General features: G+C 34.3%; 21 protein-coding genes and 5 tRNA genes. 16 read left to right on the top strand and 10 right to left on the bottom strand.

The annotated features are described in order from the left end of the window. Window positions 1–2: 2 nt before the first annotated feature. The 3 genes from ACYQ5R_RS00475 to ACYQ5R_RS00465 form a co-directional block, all read right to left on the bottom strand. Window positions 3–767 (bottom strand): ParA family protein, encoded by a 765-nt coding sequence (locus ACYQ5R_RS00475; RefSeq protein ID WP_460188934.1) that lies wholly within the window; start codon window positions 765–767, stop codon window positions 3–5. A gap of 83 nt (window positions 768–850) precedes the next feature. After that, window positions 851–2,308, bottom strand: a complete 1,458-nt coding sequence (locus tag ACYQ5R_RS00470) for an aminoacyl-histidine dipeptidase (RefSeq protein ID WP_460188933.1) — start codon at window positions 2,306–2,308, stop codon at window positions 851–853. 5 nt (window positions 2,309–2,313) lie between these two features. Next, window positions 2,314–2,946: an NAD(P)H-dependent oxidoreductase gene (locus ACYQ5R_RS00465; RefSeq protein WP_460188932.1), complete on the bottom strand. Its 633-nt coding sequence runs from the start codon at window positions 2,944–2,946 to the stop codon at window positions 2,314–2,316. A gap of 110 nt (window positions 2,947–3,056) precedes the next feature. On the opposite strand from ACYQ5R_RS00465, the gene ACYQ5R_RS00460 reads away from it, so the two are divergent. Further along, a complete protein-coding gene (locus ACYQ5R_RS00460; RefSeq protein ID WP_460188931.1) occupies window positions 3,057–4,322 on the top strand; it encodes a DUF2851 family protein in 1,266 nt (421 codons plus the stop codon). Here the strand turns inward: ACYQ5R_RS00460 and ACYQ5R_RS00455 are convergent. The 7 genes from ACYQ5R_RS00455 to ACYQ5R_RS00425 all read right to left on the bottom strand — a co-directional run bounded on the left by ACYQ5R_RS00455 (window position 4,319) and on the right by ACYQ5R_RS00425 (window position 16,713). Further along, complete coding sequence (locus ACYQ5R_RS00455; RefSeq protein ID WP_460188930.1) at window positions 4,319–5,818, bottom strand: S10 family peptidase; 1,500 nt, start codon at window positions 5,816–5,818, stop codon at window positions 4,319–4,321. The two genes, ACYQ5R_RS00460 and ACYQ5R_RS00455, sit on opposite strands and share 4 nt — an antisense overlap. Before the next feature lie 69 nt (window positions 5,819–5,887). After that, the gene (locus ACYQ5R_RS00450) at window positions 5,888–8,338 is read right to left on the bottom strand and encodes an alpha-ketoacid dehydrogenase subunit alpha/beta (protein WP_460188929.1); all 2,451 of its coding nucleotides are present in this window, start codon (window positions 8,336–8,338) and stop codon (window positions 5,888–5,890) included. 81 nt (window positions 8,339–8,419) lie between these two features. Further along, on the bottom strand, window positions 8,420–11,236 hold the full coding sequence (locus ACYQ5R_RS00445) for a gluzincin family metallopeptidase (protein ID WP_460188928.1): 2,817 nt from the start codon (window positions 11,234–11,236) through the stop codon (window positions 8,420–8,422). Continuing rightward, on the bottom strand, window positions 11,233–12,495 hold the full coding sequence (locus ACYQ5R_RS00440; RefSeq protein ID WP_460188927.1) for a T9SS type A sorting domain-containing protein: 1,263 nt from the start codon (window positions 12,493–12,495) through the stop codon (window positions 11,233–11,235). The genes ACYQ5R_RS00445 and ACYQ5R_RS00440 overlap by 4 nt, the downstream gene beginning before the upstream one ends. Window positions 12,496–12,504: 9 nt before the next feature. Further along, a complete protein-coding gene (locus ACYQ5R_RS00435; protein ID WP_460188926.1) occupies window positions 12,505–13,212 on the bottom strand; it encodes an LOG family protein in 708 nt (235 codons plus the stop codon). Between the two features lie 70 nt (window positions 13,213–13,282). Further along, window positions 13,283–16,108, bottom strand: a complete 2,826-nt coding sequence (gene uvrA, locus ACYQ5R_RS00430) for an excinuclease ABC subunit UvrA (RefSeq protein ID WP_460188925.1) — start codon at window positions 16,106–16,108, stop codon at window positions 13,283–13,285. A 443-nt stretch (window positions 16,109–16,551) separates the two neighbouring features. Continuing rightward, window positions 16,552–16,713: a YciI family protein gene (locus ACYQ5R_RS00425; RefSeq protein WP_460188924.1), complete on the bottom strand. Its 162-nt coding sequence runs from the start codon at window positions 16,711–16,713 to the stop codon at window positions 16,552–16,554. 319 nt (window positions 16,714–17,032) lie between these two features. On the opposite strand from ACYQ5R_RS00425, the gene ACYQ5R_RS00420 reads away from it, so the two are divergent. The 15 genes from ACYQ5R_RS00420 to secE all read left to right on the top strand — a co-directional run bounded on the left by ACYQ5R_RS00420 (window position 17,033) and on the right by secE (window position 25,717). Continuing rightward, the gene (locus tag ACYQ5R_RS00420) at window positions 17,033–17,254 is read left to right on the top strand and encodes a PspC domain-containing protein (RefSeq protein ID WP_460188923.1); all 222 of its coding nucleotides are present in this window, start codon (window positions 17,033–17,035) and stop codon (window positions 17,252–17,254) included. Next, complete coding sequence (locus tag ACYQ5R_RS00415) at window positions 17,251–18,246, top strand: potassium channel family protein (protein WP_460188922.1); 996 nt, start codon at window positions 17,251–17,253, stop codon at window positions 18,244–18,246. The genes ACYQ5R_RS00420 and ACYQ5R_RS00415 overlap by 4 nt, the downstream gene beginning before the upstream one ends. An 88-nt stretch (window positions 18,247–18,334) precedes the next feature. Next, window positions 18,335–19,960 (top strand): alanine/glycine:cation symporter family protein, encoded by a 1,626-nt coding sequence (locus ACYQ5R_RS00410; RefSeq protein WP_460188921.1) that lies wholly within the window; start codon window positions 18,335–18,337, stop codon window positions 19,958–19,960. 9 nt (window positions 19,961–19,969) lie between these two features. After that, window positions 19,970–20,854, top strand: coding sequence for a ComEA family DNA-binding protein (locus ACYQ5R_RS00405; RefSeq protein ID WP_460188920.1), 885 nt, complete (start codon window positions 19,970–19,972; stop codon window positions 20,852–20,854). A 12-nt stretch (window positions 20,855–20,866) separates the two neighbouring features. Then, the gene (locus tag ACYQ5R_RS00400) at window positions 20,867–22,009 is read left to right on the top strand and encodes an acyl-CoA dehydrogenase family protein (protein ID WP_460188919.1); all 1,143 of its coding nucleotides are present in this window, start codon (window positions 20,867–20,869) and stop codon (window positions 22,007–22,009) included. 104 nt (window positions 22,010–22,113) lie between these two features. Continuing rightward, complete coding sequence (gene rpsU / locus ACYQ5R_RS00395; RefSeq protein WP_460188918.1) at window positions 22,114–22,311, top strand: 30S ribosomal protein S21; 198 nt, start codon at window positions 22,114–22,116, stop codon at window positions 22,309–22,311. A gap of 63 nt (window positions 22,312–22,374) precedes the next feature. Further along, window positions 22,375–23,265 carry a site-specific tyrosine recombinase/integron integrase gene (xerA, locus tag ACYQ5R_RS00390; protein WP_460188917.1) on the top strand — a complete coding sequence of 297 codons (891 nt, stop codon included), beginning with the start codon at window positions 22,375–22,377 and terminating at the stop codon, window positions 23,263–23,265. A 6-nt stretch (window positions 23,266–23,271) separates the two neighbouring features. Beyond that, entirely contained in the window at window positions 23,272–23,577 is a 306-nt protein-coding gene (gene hpf, locus ACYQ5R_RS00385) for a ribosome hibernation-promoting factor, HPF/YfiA family (RefSeq protein ID WP_460188916.1), read from the top strand. 100 nt (window positions 23,578–23,677) lie between these two features. Beyond that, window positions 23,678–23,751 (top strand) — tRNA-Thr (locus ACYQ5R_RS00380). Window positions 23,752–23,804: 53 nt separating this feature from the next. Next, window positions 23,805–23,888, top strand: a tRNA-Tyr gene (locus tag ACYQ5R_RS00375). 42 nt (window positions 23,889–23,930) lie between these two features. Then, a tRNA-Gly gene (locus tag ACYQ5R_RS00370) sits at window positions 23,931–24,003 on the top strand. 10 nt (window positions 24,004–24,013) lie between these two features. Further along, window positions 24,014–24,085: transfer RNA gene (locus ACYQ5R_RS00365), tRNA-Thr, on the top strand. 58 nt (window positions 24,086–24,143) lie between these two features. Continuing rightward, window positions 24,144–25,328, top strand: a complete 1,185-nt coding sequence (gene tuf / locus ACYQ5R_RS00360; RefSeq protein WP_460188915.1) for an elongation factor Tu — start codon at window positions 24,144–24,146, stop codon at window positions 25,326–25,328. Between the two features lie 66 nt (window positions 25,329–25,394). Next, window positions 25,395–25,467 (top strand) — tRNA-Trp (locus ACYQ5R_RS00355). Between the two features lie 61 nt (window positions 25,468–25,528). Further along, window positions 25,529–25,717, top strand: coding sequence for a preprotein translocase subunit SecE (gene secE / locus ACYQ5R_RS00350; protein ID WP_460188914.1), 189 nt, complete (start codon window positions 25,529–25,531; stop codon window positions 25,715–25,717). The last annotated feature ends 13 nt before the right edge of the window (window positions 25,718–25,730 follow it).

Raw genomic sequence — 25,730 nt, 5'->3', positions numbered from 1 at the left:
TTTTATTGATTCTTTTTGACTACTTCTTGTGCTAAGTTAATATAATTTTCTGCTCCTCTACTTGTAGCGTCATACTTAATAATACTTTCGCCATAACTTGGGGCTTCGCTCAATCGTACATTACGTTGAATTATGGTTTTGAAAACCATACTGTCAAAGTGTTTCTTAACTTCGTCAACCACTTGATTAGATAGGCGTAATCTTGAATCGTACATTGTTAGTAATAGCCCTTCAATATCTAATGCACTATTATGTAATTTTTGAACGTCTTTAATTGTATTCAACAATTTACCTAGTCCTTCCAGCGCAAAATACTCACATTGAATTGGGATAATAACAGAATCTGCAGCCACCAAAGAATTTAGTGTTAACAAACCTAAAGAAGGAGCGCAATCAATTAAAATATAATCGTATTGATCTTTAATAGGAGCGACAGCTTTTTTAAGCATATACTCGCGAGATTCTTTATCTACCAATTCTATTTCGATAGCTACTAAATCTATATGAGCAGCAATAATATCTACGTTAGGAGAATCTGTTGTAACAATTGCATTCTTTGCAGCCACGGTATGCTCTAAAAGTTGGTAGGTGCCATTTACAACTTGATCTACATCAATACTTAATCCTGAAGTAGCATTTGCCTGAGGATCAGCGTCTATTAATAGCACTTTTTTTTCTAAAACACCTAAAGCGGCGGCCAAATTAACAGACGTTGTTGTTTTGCCAACGCCTCCCTTTTGGTTTGCAATTGCGATTATTTTTCCCATTGAATATTTGAGGTTATGAAGCTATAAAAATACAATTATTTCTCTGTTATAAAAACAGAAAATGTTAACACTTTATACAACATTTAAACCTGCTCAGGAATGTTTTTAAGGATTTCCAAAAGGTATGTCCAATACTTCTTTGTAGAAGAGATACTTGCTCGTTCGTCTGGTGAATGTGCTCCTTTAATTGTAGGTCCAAAAGATATCATATCCATTTCTGGATAATGTGTTCCGAGTAAGCCACATTCTAAACCTGCATGACACGCCAAAACATTCGGCTCTTCATTAAATAAATTGGTGTATAGCGATTTCATAACTTTTAAAATGGCTGAATTTGGATTTGGTTGCCAACCAGGATATGACCCTGAAAAGGTGACATTAAATCCACCTAAATCAAAAACGGCTTTTAATCCGTTTGCCATATCCCATTTACCAGATTCTACAGATGAACGTGTTAAACATAAAACTTTTATAGATCCATCTTTAATTTCTACACGCGCTACATTGTTAGAAGTTTCAACTAAGTCTTTTATATCAGGACTCATTCTATACACACCGTTATGAAGCCCGTATAAAGTGTTTAAAATTGTATTTTGATCTTTTAATCCTAACGCGTTTAATGGGGCAACACTCGCAATCTCTTCATAAGAAATCTCCATATCTGGTTCCAGAGAAGCATATTCATTTTCGAGCGCTGCTTTTATTTCTTCAAACTGATTTTTAAACTTATTAGCATCAGTAATAATTACAACGGCATTGCTCTCTCTCGGAATTGCATTGCGCAATCCACCACCATCAATCTGATTGATTTGCATGGTATCTTGAACCGCTGTCATTATGCGATTCATTAATTTATTGGCATTTCCTAAACCTTTTATGATATCCATACCGCTATGGCCACCTTGCAAACCTTTAACCGAAATTTTAATATAGCCTTCGTGTTTATCTACTTGAACAGGAATATAGCTTTTCGTGGCTGTAACATCAACACCCCCAGCACAACCAACGCCAATTTCATCATCATCTTCTGTATCTAGATTTAATAAAATTTCTCCAGTTAGAAATTCAGGTTGTAACTCCATAGCTCCCGTCATTCCTGTTTCTTCATCTATCGTAAATAGTGCTTCAATTGCCGGATGTTCAATTGTGTTACTCTCTAATATGGCCATAATAGAAGCGACCCCCAAGCCATTGTCTGCGCCTAATGTTGTTCCTTTAGCTTTCACCCAATCTCCTTCTACAAACATATCAATACCCTGAGTGTCAAAATCAAAAATAGTTTCGTTATTTTTTTGATGTACCATGTCTAAATGACTTTGCATTACAATGGTTTTACGAGATTCCATACCCGCAGTTGCAGGTTTTTTAATCAACACATTTTGTACATCATCAACTATGGTTTCTAATCCTAATTTTTTACCAAAAGACACCATGTATGCAACAATTTCGTCTTCCTTTTTAGAGGCTCTTGGTATAGCATTAATATTGGTAAAGTTATTCCAAACTCCTGCTGGTTCTAGGGTTCTAATTTCTTGGCTCATGGTATTTATTTAATTTCGATGATTGATTCAGTTAATGGTAAACGTACTTTTTTAAGTTGACTCATAAAATCATCAGATGCTCTAAATCCAACTGGCAATAAGAGAGCAGACTTTAAGCTGTAAGATTTTAAATCTAAAACTTCATCAAATTTTTCCGCAACAAAACCTTCCATCGGGCAACTGTCAATTTTTTCTAATGCACAAACAGTCATTAAATTTCCTAAAGCTATGTATGATTGATGCTTAGCGGCTAATTCTAAATCGGCAGAGCTTTTAGTATCAACAACATTTTTTAGAAAACCTCTAAAATCTGAAATAGCACTTTCATCTATTCCTCTAACTTCTTTTTCTAAATCAAACTTCTTATCAACATAGTTTGCATCAACATCTGTTTTAATACATATTACAAGAAGATGAGAACAGGTAGAAACTTGTTGCTGATTGTAAGCATGTTCTTGCAATTGTTTTTTTAGTTCTTGGTTGCTAATAACTAACATTTTTAATGGTTGTAAACCATATGAAGTAGCGGTTAAATTAAAAGCTTCAATTAATATATTTATTTGTGATTCAGAAAGTTTTTTAGAATTATCAAACTTCTTTGTGGCGTAGCGCCAGTGTAAATGATCTATTATCGTCATAATCCTCTTTTTTGGCACCACAAAGAACGTAAAATTTAGGCGCATTTGTTACCTAGTTTAAGTGCTTTTTTTGATTCTGATATAAATAGTTTATATTTTAAAGCATAGCTATGAAAGAAGATTTTTTACAATATGTTTGGCAACATGGGTTGTTTGTTAAGAAAGCGATATATAGTGCTGAAGGAGAGTCGATAAGTGTCGTAAAGTTAGGCGTTCTAAATCGTAACTCAGGGCCTGATTTTTTAAATGCTCAAGTTAGAATTGCAGATTATTTATGGGCGGGAAATATTGAGGTGCATGTGAATGCTTCAGATTGGTATTTACATAACCACGATGTAGATAAAAATTATGATAATGTCATACTACATGTAGTCTGGAATAATGATACTACTATAAAAATTAATGATGTTTTATTGCCAACGCTAGAGTTACGTCAGTATATTTCAAATGAATTGAGAGACAAGTATCAAGCGTTTTTTGCGAAAAAGAAATCTTGGATATTATGTGAGAATGAAATTGCACATGTGCCAACATTTTCATTCATGTATTGGAAAGAACAATTGTTTTATCAGCGTTTGGAAGAGAAATCAAAAAGTATTGAATTGTTGTTGGTAAAATTTAAAAATGACTGGGAGGCTACTTTGTTTGTTTTGATGGCAAGAGGTTTTGGGTTGAGGCAAAATAGTGAGGCCTTTGAAGCTATGGCGGCATCTATAGATTTTGGAATAATTCGAAAAATTCGAACAAAACAAAAAACATTAGAGGCCTTATTCTTTGGAATGTCTCATATACTTACAAGTAGGTTGAATGATCCTTATCTCAAAGAGCTTCAAGAAGAGTATGCATGGTTAAAAAAGAAATTTAGGTTGGAATCCTCGTTGTTGTCTAACCCCACATTTTTTAGGTTGAGACCAGCAAGTTTTCCTACAATTCGTCTTTCTCAATTGGCGATGTTATATGCGTCAAATGATAATGTTTTTAACATGTTGATGCAGTTTGAAACAATTCAAGAGTTGACTACAGCTCTAAAAGTTTGTGCAAGTACTTATTGGGATACTCATTATAATTTTGGCAAGGTGTCTACTAAAAAGACTAAGGTACTTACTCAATCATTCGTGGAATTGTTGATGATTAACGTAATAATCCCAATAAAGTTTATTTATCTCAAGCAACAAGGTAAGCCAGTAGAAAAGTTGATTGATTTAATGTTGAACTTGCCTCCGGAAAAGAATAGTATTGTAAGGTCATTTAAAAAATTAAAAGTTAAAGCAAATTCGGCATTTGATTCTCAAGCTTTATTACAACTTAAAAACAACTATTGCGCACCACAAAAATGTTTGCAATGCGCAATAGGTCATTATTTGCTAAAAGCTTAGTCTGTATATTTTGCTCCAACTCCTTCTTTAGGAATAGTACGCAGAATAAATTCTCTTAAATGCTCATTTGCACTTTTTAAGTCCTCACGTCTTAAGTACATCATATGTCCACTTCTATATCCTTTAAAATCAAAGCGGTCTTTCATTTTTCCACTTGGATCAATCTGCCACATGGTATATTTTGCAGTGAAATACGTAGTAGCTCCATCATAATAACCAGATTGAAATAACACATTAAGATTCGGATTTTGAGCCATTGCTTGTCTCAAATCTTCGCGTGTATTATCATTGGTTCTATCCCAAGGGTGCACTGGCCCAAATACATTGTATTTCAAATCGGTTTTATAGTTCAATTCTTCGCGAATGTAATAGTTAATTGCCGGTGTAAACGAGTGCAACCAAGAGGTTAATTCGGCACTGTAATCAGGGCTGTCACCAGCATCCTTTTTGTCGATACCCAAATACCTAGAATCTAATCTTCCAACAGTAAAACCCTTTTCGCGTTTTAATTCTTTCCAGAAGTACGATGTACTTACAGCGAGATTATTATCTAAAATAGCTTCTTTTGAAAGGCCTGTATAATAAGATAGTTTGGTTGCTACAGCATCTTTTTCTTCAGAGCTTAAAAAGCCACCCTTTGCCAATGCTGGCATAAGTGTATTGATGGCGTATTCTTCTGACTCAGGCAGAATATCTAATAAATCTTTATTTTGAAGTGCTGGGTCCAGCATTTTCTGATACCAAGCAGCTGCGGTAAAATATGGTAGATTAATAGCATTACCTAGAGCAGAGTCTTGGCGAATCACCTTGTAATCAGCAGGTGAAACCATAATCACTCCATTTAAATACATCCACTGCGAATTTTGAAGCTCTAAAGCAAGTCCTGCAACGCGTGTACCACCATAACTTTCTCCAACAATATATTTTGGAGAGCGCCATCTATTATTTCTACTTACAAATGTATTGATCCATTCCGCTAAGTATTTAATGTCTGCATTGATTCCGAAGAACTTCTTGCGATCTGGGTATTTACCTTCTTTGTTTTTAACCATACGTGAATAACCCGTGTTTACAGGATTCACATATAAAATGTCTGCAACATCTAAAATAGAATATGGATTGTCTTTAATACCATATGGTTGCACAGGATATCCTTCGTCATCAATTTTTAAAATACGAGGACCCGTATATGCAATATGCATCCAAACAGAAGCAGAACCTGGGCCACCATTAAAAGAAATAACTAATGGACGATTGCTATCATCTTTAATGTCTGAACGTTTATAATAGGTATAATAAAGCGATGCGATTACTTCTCCATCATTATCCCAAACAGGTTGTGTGCCTGTAGTTGCCGTATAAGGAAAGCTAACTCCATTTGCAGTAGTTTGATGCTTTGTGATTACTGTAGAGTCTACATCGATAACTCGATTTTGCGACCATACAGTCACAACCATGGCTAAACTAAATAGCCATGTAAAAATTGATTTGTTCATTTTGAAATGCTTGTTGAATTTGAAGGTTAAAGATAACCAAAATCCATTTAGTTAATGAGCATTCAAATGTTAAAACAATTTAGGGAATTTTGTTGGGTTTGATTCATGCATCATTGCATATCCAGCTTCAAAAATATCATTTGAGTTTGGCTTAGAATAATAATCTCCATCAGAACCGTAAGCTGGTCTATGTGCTTTAGATGAAACAGTAACAGGTTTACTGTCTAAATATTGATAACCGTTTTGAGTTTCCAATATTTCTTGCATCATATAGGCAGTTCCTCCTCCAGGTACATCTTCATCTACAACCATAAGTCTGTTTGTTTTAGCTAGACTTTTTGAAATGTCGTGGTCTAAATCAAAAGGTAATAAACTTTGAGCATCAATAATTTCTATATCAATACCTGCCTGTGTGAATAGGGTAGCAGTTTCTTGCACAATTCTTAATGTTGAACCGTAGGATACTATGGTGATATCAGATCCTTCTCTTAGCGTTTCTACTTTACCTATTGGCACAGTAAATTCACCTAAATTGGTAGGTAAAGCTTCTTTTAAACGGTATCCGTTTAAACTTTCAATAACCAATGCAGGCTCTTCACATTGGAACAGGGTATTGTAGAATCCTGCAGCTTGCTGCATATTTCTTGGAACCAAAACAACAACTCCTCTTAAAGCCCCTAATATCATAGAAATTGGAGATCCTGAATGCCAAATACCTTCTAAACGATGACCTCTCGTTCTAATGATAAGTGGTGCGGTTTGTTTACCAAATGTTCTGTAGCGTAAACAAGCTAAATCATCTGTTAATGTTTGTAGTGCATATACCAAATAATCTAAATATTGGATTTCAGCTATAGGACGTAAACCTCTTAATGCCATACCAACTCCTTGACCAATAATTGTTGGTTCTCGTATACCAGTATCTGCAACACGAATTTCTCCAAATTTATCTTGTAAGCCTTCCATACCTTGGTTTACATCTCCAATTTTTCCAACATCTTCTCCAAAGGCAAGTGCTGTAGAATACTTCTTGAATAAGGCTTCAAAGTTATCTCTAATAATAATCCTACCATCAACCATTTGTGGTGCGGGATCAAATGTTGGTGCGACCATTGGTACTTTGGTTGCGGCCGTGTCATCTTCTGCATACAAGAAAGTATTGTACATATTTCGTACTTTTTCTTGTTGCTTTTCAAACCAAGAAAGCAACTGTTTTTTCTCAATAGTGTTCGTATTGGTCAAATAAACCAAAGAGGTACGAATAGCATTAAAAATATCTCTTCTTTCTGGCTCGTTAATATTTTTAAGATCGTTAACAAGCTTTTCAATAAACACTTTATTGCTGCTTACCTCAGCTACTCTATGTAGTAATTGAACTGCTTCGTGTTGTTCTTTTTTAATTGGGGCTATATAAGCCTTCCATGCGTCTCGTTTTGCAACAGAAGCTTCTTTTTTAGCGGTCTTTTCAATGGCAATTAATTCATCTTCATTTTCAACTAAACGCAAGGTTTCACCATCAGCCTCAAGTTCAAAATCTAATATCCATTCTCGCATTTTTGCGTTACAATCAAAATCTTTTTCCCATTGCAAACGCTCCTTAGATTTGTAACGCTCATGAGAACCAGAGGTAGAGTGGCCTTGAGGTTGTGTTAATTCTGTTACATGAATCAATACAGGTACATGTTCTTCTCTTGCTACTCTGGCAGCCTTGGTATATACATCCATTAATTGAACATAGTCCCAACCTTCGACTGTAAATATTTCGAATCCATTTAAGTCTTCTTCTCTTTCAAAACCTTTTAATACTGCAGATATGCTCTCTTTTGTAGTGTGGTGTTTTTGATGTACAGATATTCCGTATTCATCATCCCAAACACTAACAATTATTGGAACCTGCAATACTCCTGCAGCATTAATTGTTTCAAAAAATAAGCCTTCACTTGTACTGGCATTTCCAATAGTTCCCCAAGCAATTTCATTTCCTTCTTTAGAAAATTTATTTGCATGGTCTTTTAATGAATCTAACTCTCTATATACCTTTGAAGCTTGAGCTAAACCAACGAGTCTTGGCATTTGCGAAGCTGTTGCAGACATGTCTGCACTAATATTGTATTGTTCGGTTAAATTTTTCCATGATCCATCTGCATTTAAACTATGAGAAGCGTAGTGTGCACCCATTTGACGACCTGCAGAAAAAGGTTCTTCTTCAATATCAGTATGTGCGTATAAACCTGCAAATAGCTGCTGCGGAGTTAACATACCAATAGCCATCATAAAGGTTTGATCGCGATAGTACCCAGATCTAAAATCTCCTTTTTGAAAAGCTTTAGCCATTGCTATTTGAGGTAATTCTTTACCATCACCAAAAATTCCGAACTTAGCTTTACCTGTAAGTACCTCTTTTCTACCAAGTAAGCTACAAGCTCTACTCAATACAGCAATGCGATAATCATTTAAGATTTCTTCTTTAAACTGATTGAATGAAAGTTGTTTTGCTTTAGCAGATGTATCAGTACCCATAGGTTGGAGTTTTTAAGGATTGCAAATTTAAGATATTTTAATGGATTTTGAAAATCAATCAAAAAAAATGCATTATTTTCATTAAAAGAAGCCTCTTCTGAAGAAATCAATAATTTTCTTCGGTCTAAGAGTAAGTACAAAACGAATTCTGGTAGCGTAATCGTCTTCAGCTATTTCCCAACCATTATTAGAATAGACTGGAAAATACACTTCAAAGTATTCATGAACGAAATTTAAGCGTATTCCGTTTTCATAACCGAAGAAAACAGGCTCGTTTTTGTTTTTTAGAAATCCAAAGTCATTGTAGATTTCAATCCATCGCCAAATACCAACACTTGTGTTGAATGAAGCAATCCATCTGTTAGCAAAATTTTGTTCTAAGTCTGATTTAAATCCACCTTCGTTGGTTATGTATTGTTGACTAAAGAACCCATCCTCTTCTGAGCGCCCAAAATAGTTTAAACGAAACATATAATCAGACTGACGCGTTAAACCAAAAGAGAAATAATCAGATTCTGTATTGTTTCTAAGAAAAGTACCGAAGTAGACTCTAAAATCTAATTGTCTGTTAAGGTTGGTGAGTTTTCTATATCTTAAATCAAAGGTAAGTTTGCTAAATTCTTTCGACACTTCAAGATTACCAGTATACCGTAAATCTTGAATTATTTCGGGCTTTGAATAGTTGTAACTAACATTGAAAACACCGTATTCATTTGATTCAGGATTTTGATTTGGATCATCTGGATTAAAATCTCGATTTACATCTACATAATTTACAACAATAGAAGAACCACCAACATCTCTCAAGCTTTTTCTGTTAAAAGAGAATGCAGCCCACGGAGAAAATTTACGATACGCTAAATCTGGTGCATAATGAAAATAACTTCCAGCAACCCCAAACTGGTATTTGTAAATTTTTCTATTCTCTGGAAGCCATTCGTAAACAGCAGAGTAGGAGCCCGTTAAGCTCTTGCTTTTGAATCCGTAATAGGGGGTAAGCTTGTAGGATAGATTTTTCTTTAGAATTGTTTGATTTGACAAGGTTAAACCAAGCTGAACACCATCGTAAAAGTTATATCTAAATACCGGTATGTAGTATAATTGATTGTAATACGGGTCTTCTATATCTTTAAAAAATCGAAGTTGTAATGGTCGCTGAAGTATTTTCTTTTCAAGGCGTTTCCAATTGTTTCTCAAGTTAAGTTCTGGATATAAATATTCATAATTTAAAGAAACTCTATCGAAACCATTTTTTGGAATACTTATGGTTTGAATGGAGTCAATATCCGTAATCCACTGCTTAAATGAAATGTCTTTTTTCTCAACTCCATAAAGTGCAACAGGCGCTGTGAAATTACGATTGTTTTTAATAGTAACGTGCACTGAATCTTCTGATTGTGTAACTTTATCTATTTTATAATCAATCTTTTTGGCTGAACCAATATAGTCTCCAAAGAACCAAGAAACATCTTTGTCTGTTGCGCCCAAGAGTTCTTTAAATCGGTCTGAATGCGTGTATTTTAACTTGTTTTCTAGATAAAAGGATTTTATGGTAGTGGATATAATACTGTCTCCTAAATATTCATCTAAATATCTAAGACCGATACCTGCCTTGTATTTGTTAACTATTTTTCTATTAAAATTTGACAATGAATCAGCTCTTGTTGTAAGGGCCTGATCGTAATTTTTTCTAGCTGCAAATTGGTATACAAAGGGGTATTTATCATTAAAATCTAATTTGGCGAGATTAAAAGATCGAACTCCCCAAATTTTTGAAATGTTACCTAATGCTTTCACCTCTGGATAAAATGTTTCAACATATTCCATCATTAAATAATTCTGAATACCATCTGCCAACCACATATCTTCTCTGTGATTGACTAAGATTGAATTATCAATGAATTTTTTAGACAGGGCCTTAAACATCATAATGTCCCATTCAAATGTTTCTGGAAAAGGCCACAAAAAATCTGGTAACTGATTTAAGCCATATACTGGGTTTTTAGAATAGGTGATTCCACTAATAAATAATTTATCTTGTGGGTATTTGCCTAATCTACTCTCGATAAATGCAATTTCTCTATTAAGAATTTCAGTTTTGTTTTTTGGCTGTAAAGATTTGGATGGAACGTTGGTTTCAACCAAAACATGATCGGTTTGAAACAGCTCGTATGTACTTATTGGACTAAAGCTGAGTTCAACTTCTGTAACCATAGTGCCAGTAAGATGATGCGTTTTTTTATTTCCAGAGCTCGTTATTTGAGAATTTAAATTAGTGCTTAATGAATAAAAATTAGATAATTCTAACTCGATATTGTAGTTCGTGAAATCTATTAGTAAATCATCCATGTTCAGGTTGCTCATAAGTTGCCAGCCATCATCGTAATAGGCTGGAACCATATACCAATATCTTAAGTTATAATCGTTTTTATTTCTTCCGTATTTGGTGTACCTGTCTATAGGTACTCTAACTGTATAAGTAGCGGAAATTTTGACAGATGCTCCAGGTGCTAAAGGAGAGCTTAGTGGCAAAGCTAAAATGTCTGATTGATCTGCTCTAACAACATAGTTTATAGATTCAAAATTTATACTTATGTTGTTTATTGTTGTTTCTCCTCGACGTTTGTCTTTAGCAAAATATAATTCTTTATTGTAATCTTCTATAAGTCGCTTAGAAAGTGGCGTTTTGTTGTCTTTAAAGCTGTTTGGCCAATTGTGCAGGTAAATTGTGTCTAAAGAAACGGAAGCTTTATTGTAGTAGGTTATTTCTTGTTGTATGTGTAGTTCATGTGTTTCTGTATCTACAGTAACTTTCATGTCAATACTGTTGGTTTGAGCTACCAACGTGTCGATTGTGCTAAACAATCCAAGAAATAATAACAGAACTACTTTTCTCAATGAGTCTTTATAAATTTAATCGAACTATGTAACGCTTTGTTTGAAGTTATCATATAAATTCCTTCAGCTAAATGATTTACATTAATTGTAATCAGAGGGTTAGTAGTTGTTGGTACAGTGTAAATAACTCGGCCTAAATGATTGTATATAGTTAGTTTAGAATTGTAGAGCTCTGGCTCTATAAGTAAAGATATTGAATTTGCAATAAGATTACTTCCATTAAGACGCAATTTTTTGGTTAATTGTACATCTTCCAAACCTAAAATTGTTCTGGTAGTCTCAAGTTCTAGAACCACTGGTAAATGATCAGACATATCAAACAAGGTATTTCTTATATCTTGAGAATATGTTCCCGTACATGATACATCCTTAACGTCTCGGTTATAACAGTTTTTGTTATTTCCATAGGCACTGTAAGTATTTGCACTATATTGAAGATCGCCGCTTGAGGTTAGATTTTCTGAAACAAATATAAAATCAAAACGATCATCCATACCACTATATGCACCATTGCTGTATTGTTGATTTACTCGTGTTGCCTGTGTGTGAATACCTTGATACGTGGCATTATTGTTCCAACTTTGTGATGCCTTTGTTGGGTTTTCTGGATCAACCATGACAATGTTATTTGCATCGTCTAGTATTTCATGATACGCATCTTCTGTTGAGGTGTATAGATTAAAATCACCTGCAAATAAAACATAGCAATCTGAACTTAAAGTATTAATGACATTGGTAAAAACCTCTGCCATATCTAATCGAATCGCTTTGTTTGTAGAGCCTGTGCTTGATTTAAAATGGGCTACAAAATACTCTAAATACAGCGGGTTGGTCTCTTTATCAATCGTGTTTAATAAAAGTGTGTATTGATTAATGTCTCGAACATTTGTTGTGTGCACTTGCTCATTCACCAATTCAAATTTACTACTATCGTAAAATAGCAATTGTTGCAATTGATTGTATACACCATCATCAGATTGATTTGAAACAAAAGTAGCACTACTGTAGTTTGCATTTAAACTTTGCAGAGATTTAGTTAAGATCTCCGTAGCGCCCTCTTGTGATTCTAATTCACAAACAGTAAATAAATCTGGTTGGTAGTCTTGAATGATATCCTTCAGAAGTAACTCCCTATTTTGTGGATTTCCAGAAGGATATCTCAATAAATTATAAAACATGGTTTTAATGGAGGTTTGAGCATAAAGCTCACCGCCAAGAAATAAACATACTAAAAGGGTTGCAATATGTTTAGAGGTCATGTTAGGGTTCTAGAAATTAGGGCTTAAACTATATTTTTTATAGAAATCATCAATTACTTCTAGTACTTCTTCTTCTGTGTCCACCAATTTAAATAAATCTAGATCTACAGCGCTAATATTACCGAATTTTTTTAACAAAGTGTCTTTAATCCAGTCCATTAAGCCACCCCAAAATTCTGTGCCTACCAAAATAATTGGAAAAGCACCAATTTTCTTTGTTTGAATAAGTGTTAGGGCTTCAAACATTTCGTCAAGCGTACCAAATCCCCCTGGCATTACAACAAAACCTTGAGAATACTTTACAAACATTACTTTTCTAACAAAGAAATAATCAAAATCTAAGTTTTTATCGTAATCTATATATGGGTTATCGTGTTGTTCAAAAGGTAATTCAATATTTAATCCAACAGAAACACCTTTTCCTCTATGTGCTCCCTTATTTCCAGCTTCCATAATACCGGGGCCGCCACCTGTTACAACACCGTAACCGTGCTGCGTTATCTTATAGGCGATGCTCTCTGCTAATTTGTAATATTCTTCACCAGGTTTTGTTCTAGCAGAACCAAAAATACTTACACAAGGTCCTATTTTACTGAGCTTTTCGTAGCCATCAACAAATTCAGCCATAATTTTAAATATAGCCCAAGAATCGTTAGTTTTAATTTCATTCCAGGTTTTGTGCTTAAATTTGTCTTTAATCTTTCTGTCTTCGTTCATAGTTTATATTACAATTTGTTTGGGGAGTTTTATCCCATAGCATTTTTGTTGCTGTGATTTTGCAGGTCTGCTAATATAGTTCTTTTTTCAAAAAATGGGCTGTGTAGCTGTTGCTGTTTTTCGCAACTTCTTCAGGTGTACCAGTACATAGAATTTCTCCTCCATTTTTACCTCCTTCTTTACCAATGTCTATGATGTAATCTGCCAATTTAATAACATCCAAGTTGTGTTCTATAACCAAAACGGTATTTCCCTTATCAGTAAGTTTATTTAATACATCCATCAGTACTCTTACATCCTCAAAATGCAATCCCGTGGTAGGTTCGTCTAAAATATAAAAGGTATTACCCGTATCTCTTTTAGACAATTCTGAAGCAAGTTTTATTCGCTGTGCTTCTCCACCAGAAAGGGTGGTTGATTGTTGACCTAGGGTAATGTAACCCAAGCCAACATCTTGAATGGTTTTTAGTTTTTTGTATATTTTAGGATAAGGCTCAAAGAAATCTACAGCAGTATTTATGGTCATATTTAATACATCTGATATAGATTTCCCTTTATAGCGAATTTCTAAGGTTTCTCTATTGAATCTCTTCCCTTGACAGGTTTCGCAAGCGACTTCAACATCTGGTAAGAAGTTCATTTCAATAACTCTTACACCACCACCTTGGCAAGTTTCGCATCGTCCTCCTTTGACATTAAATGAGAATCTACCGGGTTTATATCCTCTAATCTGAGACTCTGGGATTTTAGAAAAAATATTTCTGATATCACCAAATACTCCAGTGTATGTTGCTGGGTTAGAACGCGGTGTTCTTCCAATTGGTGATTGATCTATGGCAATAATCTTATCGATGTGCTCCAAGCCTTTAATTTTTTTATAAGGCATCGGCTTTTTCACAGCCCTATAAAAATGATGGTTTAAGATAGGGTAAAGCGTTCCATTAATTAAAGAAGACTTACCACTACCTGAAACTCCTGTGACGCATATTAATTGACCTAAGGGGAATTCTGCAGTAATATTCTTTAAATTGTTACCAGTAGCACCAGAAAGAGTTATTGTTTTACCATTTCCTTTTCTTCGATTTTTTGGAACAGCAATTTCTTTAGAGCCATTTAAGTAATCAGCTGTTAAAGTTTGATGCTTTTTTAATTGGCTAAATGTACCCTCGCTCACAATTTGGCCTCCGTGCAATCCAGCTCCAGGACCAATATCTAGAACAAAATCTGCGTGTTCAATCATATCTCTATCGTGTTCTACCACTAATACTGAATTGCCAACATCTCGCAATTTTATAAGTGAATCGATAAGTTTTTGATTATCTCTTTGATGTAAACCAATACTAGGCTCATCTAAAATATACAATACGCCTACCAATTGAGAGCCGATTTGAGTTGCTAAACGTATACGTTGCGCTTCACCACCCGAGAGTGATTTAGAACTTCTATTGATAGTTAAATAGTCTAAACCTACATCTAAAAGAAATTGAATTCTAGTTCGAATTTCTTTAATGATTTCAATGGCAATTTCTTGTTGACGCTGGCTTAAGTGTTTTTCGATATTATCAAACCATTTAGCTAAATCTACAACATCTTTCGCAGCTAAATCAGCAATGTTATCTTTTCCGAACTTAAAGTAAAGTGCCTCCTTTTTCAATCGTTTACCTTCACAGACAGGGCACTTTATCTCATCCATATATCCTTTTGCCCAACGCTTAATGGAGGATGAATTGCTGTTATTGTATTGATTATCTATAAAAGTGTTGATTCCTTCAAAATCAATTTTATAAGAACGAGTTACCCCAGCAGTCTTAGATTCAATATCAAAAGATTCTTTACCTCCTTCTAGAATCATATTTAATGCTTCTGCCGGTATTGTTGATATAGGATCTGTTAATTCGAAATCAAAACGATCTGCAATAAGCTGAAGTTGTTTAAACATCCAACTATTTTTCTGTTCACCTAAGGGTGCAATTCCTCCGTGTTTAATAGAAATAGAAGTGTCTGGAATTATTTTTTTTTGATTGACAGTGTATCTTATGCCTAAACCATTACAAGTTTGGCACATACCTTTTGGTGAATTGAAAGAGAATGTATTTGGTTCTGGGGTGGGGTATGCAATACCAGTGGTTGGGCACATTAGTTCTCTACTAAAGTATCTTGGTTTTTCAGATCCATGTTCTAACACCATCATAACATTATTACCGGTGTATAATGCCGTAGTTATGCTTTCTTTTAGACGTTTATTGTTATTAGAATCAACCTTAATTCGATCGATTACAATTTCAATATCATGCGTTTTGTAACGGTCTAAACGCATGCCTTTTTCTATATCTACTATTTCGCCATCTAAACGAACTTTTACAAAACCTTGTTTTGAAATTTGTTCAAATAACTCACGATAATGTCCTTTTCGAGCTCTAACTACAGGAGCTAAAATATTGATGCGTTTTTCATTAAAGTCAGAAGCAATTAAATCAAGAATTTGCTCATCAGAATACTGCACCATTTTCTCACCAGTATTGTAGGAATAGGCATCAGCTGCGCGAGCAAACAAAAGTCGCATAAAATCATAAATTTCAGTAACTGTACCAACGGTAGATCTTGGACTTTTATTTGTTGTTTTTTGCTCTATGGCAATTACAGGAGATAATCCATCAATTTTATCGACATCTGGTCTTTCAAGTCCCCCTAAAAATTGACGTGCATATGCAGAAAAGGTTTCGATATATCGGCGTTGTCCTTCGGCGTAGATGGTATCGAAGGCTAGAGAAGATTTGCCACTACCACTTAAACCTGTTATAACAACCAGTTGTTCTCTGGGTATGCGAACATCTATGTTTTTAAGGTTGTGAACTCTTGCCCCTAATACTTCTATAAACTCTTGAGGTTTTCCCATCTGCTTTTTGTGAAAACGCAAATTTACCAAATTGAATTTACAATTTTGGGTTGGGTATATAACAAAAAAGATTGTTTAAAAAGAGTACAAAGTAACGTTTATATCATCTCATGTTGTAATCCCCCAGAAGCGATAAGATTTAAAAGTAAATACTTCATATCACGAAACTAGGACTTTTTAAACGGCCTGTTTTTGATTGAGGAGAGGCTGTATTGGCAATTATAATAGTATAATTATAGTTGTAAAAAACTTCTTTTTGTGAAACGTTTGGTTGATTATGAGCATAGGTAGTTGCAAGCCAACAAGGCGTGCTTTCTTCAATACTTTTATTAATTTTTTGAGTTAATTGCATAAAGCATTAATCGTCTATTTTAGAGAGTGATTTATGAATGTTGTTTACTGTCATTAATCCAGCAGAGCATACCATTCTTTTAGTTCCATTTTTAAACTGCCGGCTTGAATAGCTGGGGCGTATTTGTTAAAGCTTCTGCTTCTTCAATGCTACTAACATTAAAAATATAAATACCTCTTAAATTGCCATCTCCAAAGAATGGACCAGCTAATACTAGTTTTCCTGCTTCGGTCATTTTACCAATATTTTCCATGTGAGCAATTTGTAATAAATCAGCTTCTTCTTTTTATAAATCTTTATTTGCTTTTTTTTTTAAAATGCCATATTCATCGGTACTATTTTTTTCGTATTCGCTTCGTTCTAGCCTAAATCTGATGTTTTTTCAGATTCAGATACCGTCTCTTTATTGCAAGAAATTGGAAATGATATTGTAAGAATTATACTTAGAATGAAATTAACTTGTTTCGTAGTTCGAATGATTTGATTCTAATAAATATGTAGAATTTTTATACTCTAAAATCATAAATTATCATCGCAAATTTTAGTACCTTGCCTTTTAATATTTGTTGAGTATGATAAATTCTATTAGACATTTTTTTGAGCGTCATGGATTCGACGTTTCGTCTAGATTTGCAGATAGATTGGGGATAAGAGCAACCAATGTTAGGTTGTTTTTTATCTATATTTCGTTTGTAACAGTTGGTTTGTCTTTTGGTTTGTATTTAACGCTAGCTTTTTTATTGAAATTAAAAGATATGGTGTACACCAAACGTAGTTCTGTTTTTGATTTATGACCGTTAAACGTAGTGTATTTATAGCAATTGGTATGCTACTTACCGTTATTGGTATTGGGGTAAGTGGTTATATGTTTATTTCTGGTGACTCGTTTATTGATGCCTTGTATATGACTGTAATTACAATTTCTACAGTTGGTTTTGGATTGATACATCCGTTAAGTGTTGAGGCTAAAATTTTTACCATTTGTTTAATTCTATTGAGTGTTATACTCTATGGTTATGTACTTAAAATAATTTCAGAAAATATTGCAATTGGCACTTTTTTTAAAGAACTAAATAGAAAACGTATGCAAAGAAAAATTGATGCTTTAAGTAATCATACCATAATATGTGGGTTTGGTAGAAATGGTCAGCAGGCTGTAGCTAAATTAAAAAAGCACCAGCAGTCATGTGTTGTAATTGAATTAGATTATCATATTGTGGATGAATATGAAGGTTCAGACTTATTAGTTTTTCATGGAGACGCAATAGAAGATGAGGTACTTGAAAGGGCTGGTGTAGATAGAGCTAAAAATTTAATTGTGGCTTTGCCTAGCGATGCAGATAATTTATTTGTAGTGTTAACCGCTCGACAATTAAATAGTAATCTTTGCATAATTAGTAGAGCCTCAGATGAATCTTCTAAGAAAAAATTAAAAATTGCTGGTGCCAATAATGTGATTATGCCTGATGTTTTGGGAGGAGATCATATGGCTTCATTGGTAGTTACTCCTGATATTATCGAATTTGTAGATATGTTATCTGTTGAAGGAGAACACTCCTCTAATTTGCAAGAAATTACTGTAGATGAATTGCCTAATGATTATATAAATAAATCCATTAGAGACCTAGATTTAAGAAAATTAACTGGTTGTTCTATTATTGGTTATAAAACCACTGAGAACGAATATATTGTAAATCCTGATGCAGATACTCAGCTTACAAAAGGATCGAAATTGATTATTTTGGGTAGGCCTGAGCAAGTAGCTAAACTACAAAGTTTAATGTAAGTTAAGGCTTAAAAAATTGATGTTTCATCAAATTTTTATGATATTGCGCCGATATTAAATTTATTTAAACAAATCTTCAAATTATATTATGCATAAAAAACTTCTATCATTACTTTTTGTAATGGCTCCGTACGCATTATTTGCTCAAGACAAAGGATTAGATGAAAAAATAAATGATTGGTTTATGCCATTTGCTGTTAAATGGGAGGGTTTGGTTTTAAGTACAGTTCCTATTGCAGGTTATGACATTCCATTTGTGGTTATTTTATTAGTTGTAGGAGCTTTATTCTTTACAATCTACTTTAGATTGCCTAGTATAACTAAATTTCCTTTAGCTATTAATACGGTTAGAGGTAAGTACGATGAAATAGATCATCATGAAGCTGGAGACGACCATACAGGAATGTCTATAGATGGAGATGTTATCGGTACCATTAAAGATGAAAGTCAAGAAGGAGAGGTGTCTCACTTTCAGGCCTTGGCAACTGCCGTTTCTGGAACAGTTGGATTAGGGAATATTGCTGGTGTTGCCGTTGCAATTGCGTTAGGTGGACCTGGGGCAACATTTTGGATGATAGTTTGTGGATTGTTAGGTATGGCTACAAAATTTGTTGAGTGTACGTTAGGAGTAAAATATAGAGAGGTAGATGCTGATGGTACTGTGCACGGTGGACCTATGTATTATTTAAGTAGAGGATTAGGCGAGGTAGGTTTTGGAAAATTGGGTAAATTTTTAGGAGTTCTTTTTGCTATCTTATGTGTTGGAGCTTCATTTGGAGGTGGTAATGCATTTCAATCAAACCAAGCTGCAGTTCAATTAAGTTCTTTATTTAATTTAGAAGGTGGTTCTACTGGAGTAGTAATAGGTATAGTAATGGCTGTTTTAGTTGCTATAGTTATTATTGGTGGTATTAAGCGAATTGCAAAAATTACAGAAAAAATTGTTCCTTTTATGGCTGGTATTTATGTATTAGCAGCTTTGGTAATTATTTTTGCTAATTGGCAGTATATAGACGACGCTTTCGGATTAATAATGAAAGGAGCCTTTACACCAATGGCCGGTTTAGGTGGTGTAATGGGAGTTTTGATTGTAGGTTTTCAAAGAGCAGCATTTTCTAATGAGGCAGGTGCAGGTTCAGCAGCAATTGCCCATTCTGCTGTAAAAACGAAATATCCAGCTTCAGAAGGAGTTGTGGCACTTTTAGAGCCATTTATTGATACTGTAGTAATTTGTACTATGACTGCCTTGGTAATTATATTCTTTAATATAGATGGAGGCAATATGCAAAGTATCTTTATGTATGGAGGCGATGGAGCAAGTAACGTAATATTAAATGCAACAGGTGAAGCAATTGGAGGAGTTGACTTAACGTCTCAAGCTTTTGACTCTGTAATACCAGGATTCTCTTATATATTAACCATTGCAATAGTATTATTTGCTTTCTCAACAATGATTTCTTGGTCTTACTATGGATTGCAATCTTGGAAATATTTATTTGGAAAAGGAAAGAAAGCTGATTTAGCTTACAAAATCTTATTCTTAATTTTTATTGTTATTGGAGCAGGAGCTACCTTAGATGCAGTTATTAAATTCTCAGACGCAATGATTTTAGCGTTGGTATTTCCAAACATGATAGGATTATTCTTCTTGTTCCCTAAAGTACGAGATGAAATGAAAAAATATACTAGCGCCATACGAGGCGTCAAAGCTTAAAGCGATCAGATGAAAAAATTAAAATCCCATTTCAAATATCATAAAGATCAGCGAAATGGGATTTTTGCTTTACTACTCCTTGTTATTTTATTTCAAATTGCCTATTTCTTTTTAGATTTCTCGAGCGATGGTACAGTAGATATCAATACCCAGGAAGTTTTAAAGTTTCGACAAGAAATAGATTCATTAAAGAAAATTGAATTAGAAGCTAGAAAACCTAAGATATTTCCATTTAATCCAAATTATATAACTGATGTAAAAGGATATGAGCTAGGAATGACGAATGAAGAAATTGATTTATTACATGCATTTAGATCGTCTGGAAAATTCGTGAATTCTGCAAAAGAGTTTCAAAAAGTCACCAAAGTATCAGATTCTTTATTAGCCATAATAACTCCGTATTTTAAATTTCCAGATTGGGTAGTAGCTAAAAAGAAAACTCAAGTCAAAAAAGAAAAAGCAAAAAATACACCTCTATCACTTTCTTTTTCTGACAAAAAGGATTTAAATACGGTAGCGGCAGAAGAGTTGTTGCAAGTTTATGGAGTAGGTGAGATTATGTCTAAAAGAATTGTAAAATTCAGGTCCTCTTTACAAGGCTTTTCTTCTGATACAATGCTCTATAAAGTATATGGTTTAAAACCTGAAATAGTAGAAGAAATCATGAAATATTATACTGTTAAATCTAAACCTGAAATTTCACCTATAAATATTAATACTGCAACATTTAAAGAAGTTTTGAAAGTACCTTATATAGATTACGAACTAACAAAGAAAATATTTCAGTACAAAGACCAAAATAATGGATTTAATTCAATTGAAGAATTACTTAATATAGAGGGTTTAGACCAAGAAATATTTGATAAAATCGTTGTATATTTGGAAGCTAATTAAAAGAAAAACTACATGAATTTTAACCAGTCTGAAGAGCAAGAAATGATTGCTCAAGCTATTCGAGATTTTGGCAAACAGCATATTAGACCTTTTATGATGGATTGGGATGAAAATCAAACGTTTCCGGTTCATTTATTCAAAGAACTTGGAGCAATGGGTTTTATGGGAGTATTGGTTCCAGAACAATATGGTGGCTCAGGTCTAGATTATCATGCCTACATAACAATAATAGAAGAGATTTCAAAAATAGATTCTTCTATAGGTTTATCTCTTGCAGCACACAATTCATTGTGTACAAATCATATTCTTGAGTTTGGAAATGAAGAGCAGAAACAAAAGTGGTTGCCTAAATTGGCAACTGCAGAATGGATTGGTGCATGGGGACTTACTGAGCATAATACGGGTTCTGATGCTGGAGGTATGAATACTACAGCTAAAAAGGATGGGGATTACTATGTTTTAAATGGGGCAAAGAATTTTATAACGCACGGAATTAGCGGTGATATTGCTGTGGTTATTGCAAGAACTGGTGAGAAGGGGGATTCAAGAGGGATGTCAGCTTTTGTTATAGAGAAAGGAACTGCTGGTTTTTCATCTGGCAAGAAGGAAGATAAGTTAGGAATGCGTGCTTCAGAAACTGCAGAATTAATTTTTGACAATTGTCGAATTCATAAGGGTAATTTATTAGGTGTCGAAGGTGAAGGGTTTATTCAAGCCATGAAAGTTTTGGATGGTGGAAGAATATCTATCGGAGCACTTTCAATTGGAATAGCTAAAGGAGCTTATGAGTCTGCATTAAAATATGCTAAAGAGAGAGTGCAATTTGGAAAGCCAATAGCTCAATTTCAGGGTATTTCTTTTAAGTTAGCAGATATGGCTACTGAAATTGAAGCATCAGAATTGTTGTTGTATAAAGCGGCGTCGTTAAAAAATGCAAAACAACCAGTTACAAAAATAGGGGCAATGGCTAAAATGTATGCATCAGAAGTTTCGGTTAAAGTTGCAAATGAGGCTGTTCAAATTCATGGAGGTTATGGGTATACCAAAGAATTTCCTGTAGAAAAATTCTATCGAGATGCTAAATTATGTACTATTGGAGAGGGGACTACAGAGATTCAAAAAGTTGTGATATCTAGACATTTATTAAAGGAATAAAATAAGTTGAAATATTTTATTTTTTTTGTTGTGTGTAATGCAAATGTTTGTATATTTGCGCCACCCTTAAAAATAAGGAGAACTAAGAAAGGAGGAAATAAGATATGTTAATAGTACCAGTAAAAGAAGGAGAAAACATAGATAGAGCGTTAAAACGTTTTAAGCGTAAATTTGATCGCACTAAAAGAATGAGAGAATTAAGAGATAGAAAACATTTTACAAAGCCTTCTGTTTCAAAAAGAGCTCAAAATATTAAAGCAGCTTATATTCAAAGATTAAGAACAATGGAGGAGCAAGGATAAATTTTGCCCAAGATAATATTGAAACCGTTAGAATTTGTAATTTTGAGTTCTAACGGTTTTTTTATGCCTCAAAATGTCTTTTCTTTTATAACGTATCTTCAGCTCGAAAAAAACTATTCTGATCATACACTAAAGGCTTATGAAAAAGATATTCTAGACTTTGCAAAATTTTGCAAAGCAAATTACAGTATAACTAGTCTTGAAGAGATTCAGTACCCTGTTATTAGAACTTGGATATCTGTGTTAGTTTCTGAAGGAATTTCTAACCGTTCGATAAATCGAAAAGTCAGTAGTCTAAAGAGTTTTTATAAATTCCTTCAGAAGAGTAAACAGATTTCAACCAACCCTTTAGTTAAACATAAAGCGTTAAAGGTTGCAAAAAAAGTTCAAGTACCATTTTCAAAAGAAGAAATTAGAGCCGCTATTACTACTTTGGATGGTAATTCTGAGTTCGAAACGTTAAGAGATAAACTTATAGTTGAGATGTTATATGCCACCGGCATGCGAAGGGCGGAATTAATTAATTTAAAGGTTCGGGATATTGATCTATCTAATAGGACAATTAGAGTCTTAGGTAAAAGAGATAAAGAAAGGATTATACCTTTAATACCTTTAGTTAAAACTTCATTAGAATCCTATTTAAAAGAACGGAATTCATTTGTTTATTCGGAGTATCTTTTCGTTACAAATCGTCAAAATAAATTATATCCTTCTCTTGTTTATAGTATAATAAATAAGTATTTTAGTACGGTGTCATCTAAAACTAAAAAAAGCCCTCACGTTTTAAGACACAGTTTTGCTACTCATTTATTAGATGAAGGCGCTGACTTAAATTCTGTTAAAGAGCTTTTAGGTCACGCAAGTTTAGCATCAACTCAAGTATACACACATAGTAGCTTGAGCAAGTTAAAAGAAGTGTATAACAGTACTCATCCAAGAAGTACACAAAAATGATCTAGTATGAAAATATATGTGCAATCAGTAAATTTTAATGCAGATAAAGGATTGATCCAATTTGTTGAGAAGAAAGTAGAATCGTTAGATAAATTTTACGATAGAATAGTAGATGCCGAAGTATTTTTAAAAGTGCAACAAACCAGCGAAAAAGAAAATAAAAATGTAGAAGTAAAAATAAATGTTCCAGGTGATGAAATGATGGTGAAAAAAGTTTGTAAATCCTTCGAAGAAGGTGTTTCTCTGTCAGTTGACTCATTAAAAAGACAATTAAATAAACGTAAGGAAAAACAGCGTGCTCATCACACATAAAAAAATATTTAATTTTTTTTTAAAAAACGTTTGGATAAACTAAATAACTTTATACCTTTGCAGTCCGTTAGAAATAGCGGGCTGTTTTTGTGACAGAAAAGCCGATATAGCTCAGCTGGCTAGAGCAGCTGATTTGTAATCAGCAGGTCGTGGGTTCGAGTCCCTCTATCGGCTCTAAAACAAGAAAATTAGTCAATTCTTTTCGATTGATTTTCGTTCTTTAAATAGGTGAGATACTCAAGTGGCCAACGAGGGCAGACTGTAAATCTGCTGCGCAAGCTTCGGAGGTTCGAATCCTCCTCTCACCACCATTTATTTTAGCCAACTAAAATAAAGGAATTGTAATAAAAATTGCGGGAGTAGCTCAGTTGGTAGAGCGTCAGCCTTCCAAGCTGAATGTCGCCGGTTCGAACCCGGTCTCCCGCTCTAATTTTTAGCCGGTGTAGCTCAGAGGTAGAGCGTTTCCTTGGTAAGGAAGAGGTCACGGGTTCAATTCCCGTCATTGGCTCGAATATAAAAGTGTGAACACTAAATTATATATAACTAAGAATTAAAATTTTTTAATCATGGCAAAAGAACATTTTGACCGCTCCAAATCGCACCTGAATATTGGTACTATTGGACACGTTGACCACGGTAAAACTACGTTGACTGCTGCTATTACTAAAGTTTTAGCAGAAAAAGGACTTTCTGAAGTAAGAGATTTCGATCAAATTGATAACGCTCCAGAAGAGAAAGAAAGAGGTATTACTATTAATACATCTCACGTAGAATATCAAACAGCTACACGTCACTACGCACACGTTGACTGTCCAGGTCACGCGGATTACGTAAAGAACATGGTTACTGGTGCTGCTCAGATGGACGGTGCTATCTTAGTAGTTGCTGCTACAGATGGTCCAATGCCACAAACACGTGAGCATATCTTATTAGGTCGTCAGGTAGGTATTCCTAGAATGGTTGTATTCATGAACAAAGTGGATATGGTTGACGATGAGGAGTTATTAGAGTTGGTAGAGATGGAAGTTCGTGAATTATTAGACTTCTATGAGTATGATGGTGATAACACTCCAGTAATTGCAGGATCTGCTTTAGGTGGATTAAATGGTGAGCCAAAATGGGTTGATACTATTATGGAATTAATGGATGCTGTTGATACTTGGATTGAGTTACCGCAGCGTGAAGTTGATAAAGATTTCTTAATGCCAATTGAGGATGTATTTACGATTACTGGTCGTGGTACTGTAGCAACTGGTCGTATTGAGACTGGTGTTGCAAACACTGGTGATGCTGTAGACATCATTGGTATGGGTGCTGAGAAGTTAGCTTCTACAATTACAGGAGTAGAGATGTTCCGTAAGATATTAGATAGAGGTGAAGCTGGTGATAACGTTGGTTTATTATTAAGAGGTATCGACAAGTCTGATATTAAAAGAGGTATGGTAATCTGTAAGCCAGGTTCTGTAACTCCACACAACAAGTTTAAAGCTGAGGTTTATATCCTTAAGAAAGAAGAAGGTGGTCGTCACACGCCATTCCACAACAACTACCGTCCACAGTTCTACGTTAGAACAACTGATGTAACAGGTACTATTAACTTGCCTGATGGAGTTGAAATGGTAATGCCAGGTGATAACTTAACGATTTCTGTAGACTTACACCAACCGATTGCAATGAATGTTGGTTTACGTTTCGCTATTCGTGAAGGTGGTAGAACAGTAGGTGCAGGTCAGGTTACTGAAATTCTTTAAGAAACCCGATTTACAATAAATTAAACAAGGTGCTTCTCTTTAATTAAGAGGTAGCACCTTGTCTATACGGGTGTAGCTCAGTTGGTAGAGCACTGGTCTCCAAAACCAGGTGTCGGGAGTTCGAGCCTCTCCACCCGTGCTAGAAAGAAAGAGGAGATGTTATTTGTTCTTTCAGAAGTCAAAACAAATAAATAGTACAAATGAAAGTAGTTCAATATATTAAAGAATCATACCAAGAGTTAAGTACAAAAATGACCTGGATATCTTGGGCAGAAGCTCAAAAATCTACAGTAGTAGTAGCAATTTTTACTATCATTTTTGCCTTAGCGGTATTTTTAGTAGATAAAGGCTTTCAGTCAGTGCTTAGTCGTTTCTTTGAATTATTCTAAATAAAAGATTGTT

The organism is Urechidicola sp. KH5 (genome assembly GCF_054661455.1).
The sequence above is the reverse complement of the archived record's forward strand: the minus strand, read 5'-3'. Positions and strand labels throughout refer to the sequence as shown.

What these genes read in the sequence shown, in the direction of transcription:
- ACYQ5R_RS00475 (WP_460188934.1), bottom strand. Translation starts at nt 767, where the DNA reads ATGGGAAAAATAATCGCAATTGCAAACCAAAAGGGAGGCGTTGGCAAA.
- ACYQ5R_RS00470 (WP_460188933.1), bottom strand. Translation starts at nt 2,308, where the DNA reads ATGAGCCAAGAAATTAGAACCCTAGAACCAGCAGGAGTTTGGAATAAC.
- ACYQ5R_RS00465 (WP_460188932.1), bottom strand. Translation starts at nt 2,946, where the DNA reads ATGACGATAATAGATCATTTACACTGGCGCTACGCCACAAAGAAGTTT.
- ACYQ5R_RS00460 (WP_460188931.1), top strand. Translation starts at nt 3,057, where the DNA reads ATGAAAGAAGATTTTTTACAATATGTTTGGCAACATGGGTTGTTTGTT.
- ACYQ5R_RS00455 (WP_460188930.1), bottom strand. Translation starts at nt 5,818, where the DNA reads ATGAACAAATCAATTTTTACATGGCTATTTAGTTTAGCCATGGTTGTG.
- ACYQ5R_RS00450 (WP_460188929.1), bottom strand. Translation starts at nt 8,338, where the DNA reads ATGGGTACTGATACATCTGCTAAAGCAAAACAACTTTCATTCAATCAG.
- ACYQ5R_RS00440 (WP_460188927.1), bottom strand. Translation starts at nt 12,495, where the DNA reads ATGACCTCTAAACATATTGCAACCCTTTTAGTATGTTTATTTCTTGGC.
- ACYQ5R_RS00435 (WP_460188926.1), bottom strand. Translation starts at nt 13,212, where the DNA reads ATGAACGAAGACAGAAAGATTAAAGACAAATTTAAGCACAAAACCTGG.
- uvrA (WP_460188925.1), bottom strand. Translation starts at nt 16,108, where the DNA reads ATGGGAAAACCTCAAGAGTTTATAGAAGTATTAGGGGCAAGAGTTCAC.
- ACYQ5R_RS00425 (WP_460188924.1), bottom strand. Translation starts at nt 16,713, where the DNA reads ATGGAAAATATTGGTAAAATGACCGAAGCAGGAAAACTAGTATTAGCT.
- ACYQ5R_RS00420 (WP_460188923.1), top strand. Translation starts at nt 17,033, where the DNA reads ATGATAAATTCTATTAGACATTTTTTTGAGCGTCATGGATTCGACGTT.
- ACYQ5R_RS00415 (WP_460188922.1), top strand. Translation starts at nt 17,251, where the DNA reads ATGACCGTTAAACGTAGTGTATTTATAGCAATTGGTATGCTACTTACC.
- ACYQ5R_RS00410 (WP_460188921.1), top strand. Translation starts at nt 18,335, where the DNA reads ATGCATAAAAAACTTCTATCATTACTTTTTGTAATGGCTCCGTACGCA.
- ACYQ5R_RS00405 (WP_460188920.1), top strand. Translation starts at nt 19,970, where the DNA reads ATGAAAAAATTAAAATCCCATTTCAAATATCATAAAGATCAGCGAAAT.
- ACYQ5R_RS00400 (WP_460188919.1), top strand. Translation starts at nt 20,867, where the DNA reads ATGAATTTTAACCAGTCTGAAGAGCAAGAAATGATTGCTCAAGCTATT.
- rpsU (WP_460188918.1), top strand. Translation starts at nt 22,114, where the DNA reads ATGTTAATAGTACCAGTAAAAGAAGGAGAAAACATAGATAGAGCGTTA.
- xerA (WP_460188917.1), top strand. Translation starts at nt 22,375, where the DNA reads ATGCCTCAAAATGTCTTTTCTTTTATAACGTATCTTCAGCTCGAAAAA.
- hpf (WP_460188916.1), top strand. Translation starts at nt 23,272, where the DNA reads ATGAAAATATATGTGCAATCAGTAAATTTTAATGCAGATAAAGGATTG.
- tuf (WP_460188915.1), top strand. Translation starts at nt 24,144, where the DNA reads ATGGCAAAAGAACATTTTGACCGCTCCAAATCGCACCTGAATATTGGT.
- secE (WP_460188914.1), top strand. Translation starts at nt 25,529, where the DNA reads ATGAAAGTAGTTCAATATATTAAAGAATCATACCAAGAGTTAAGTACA.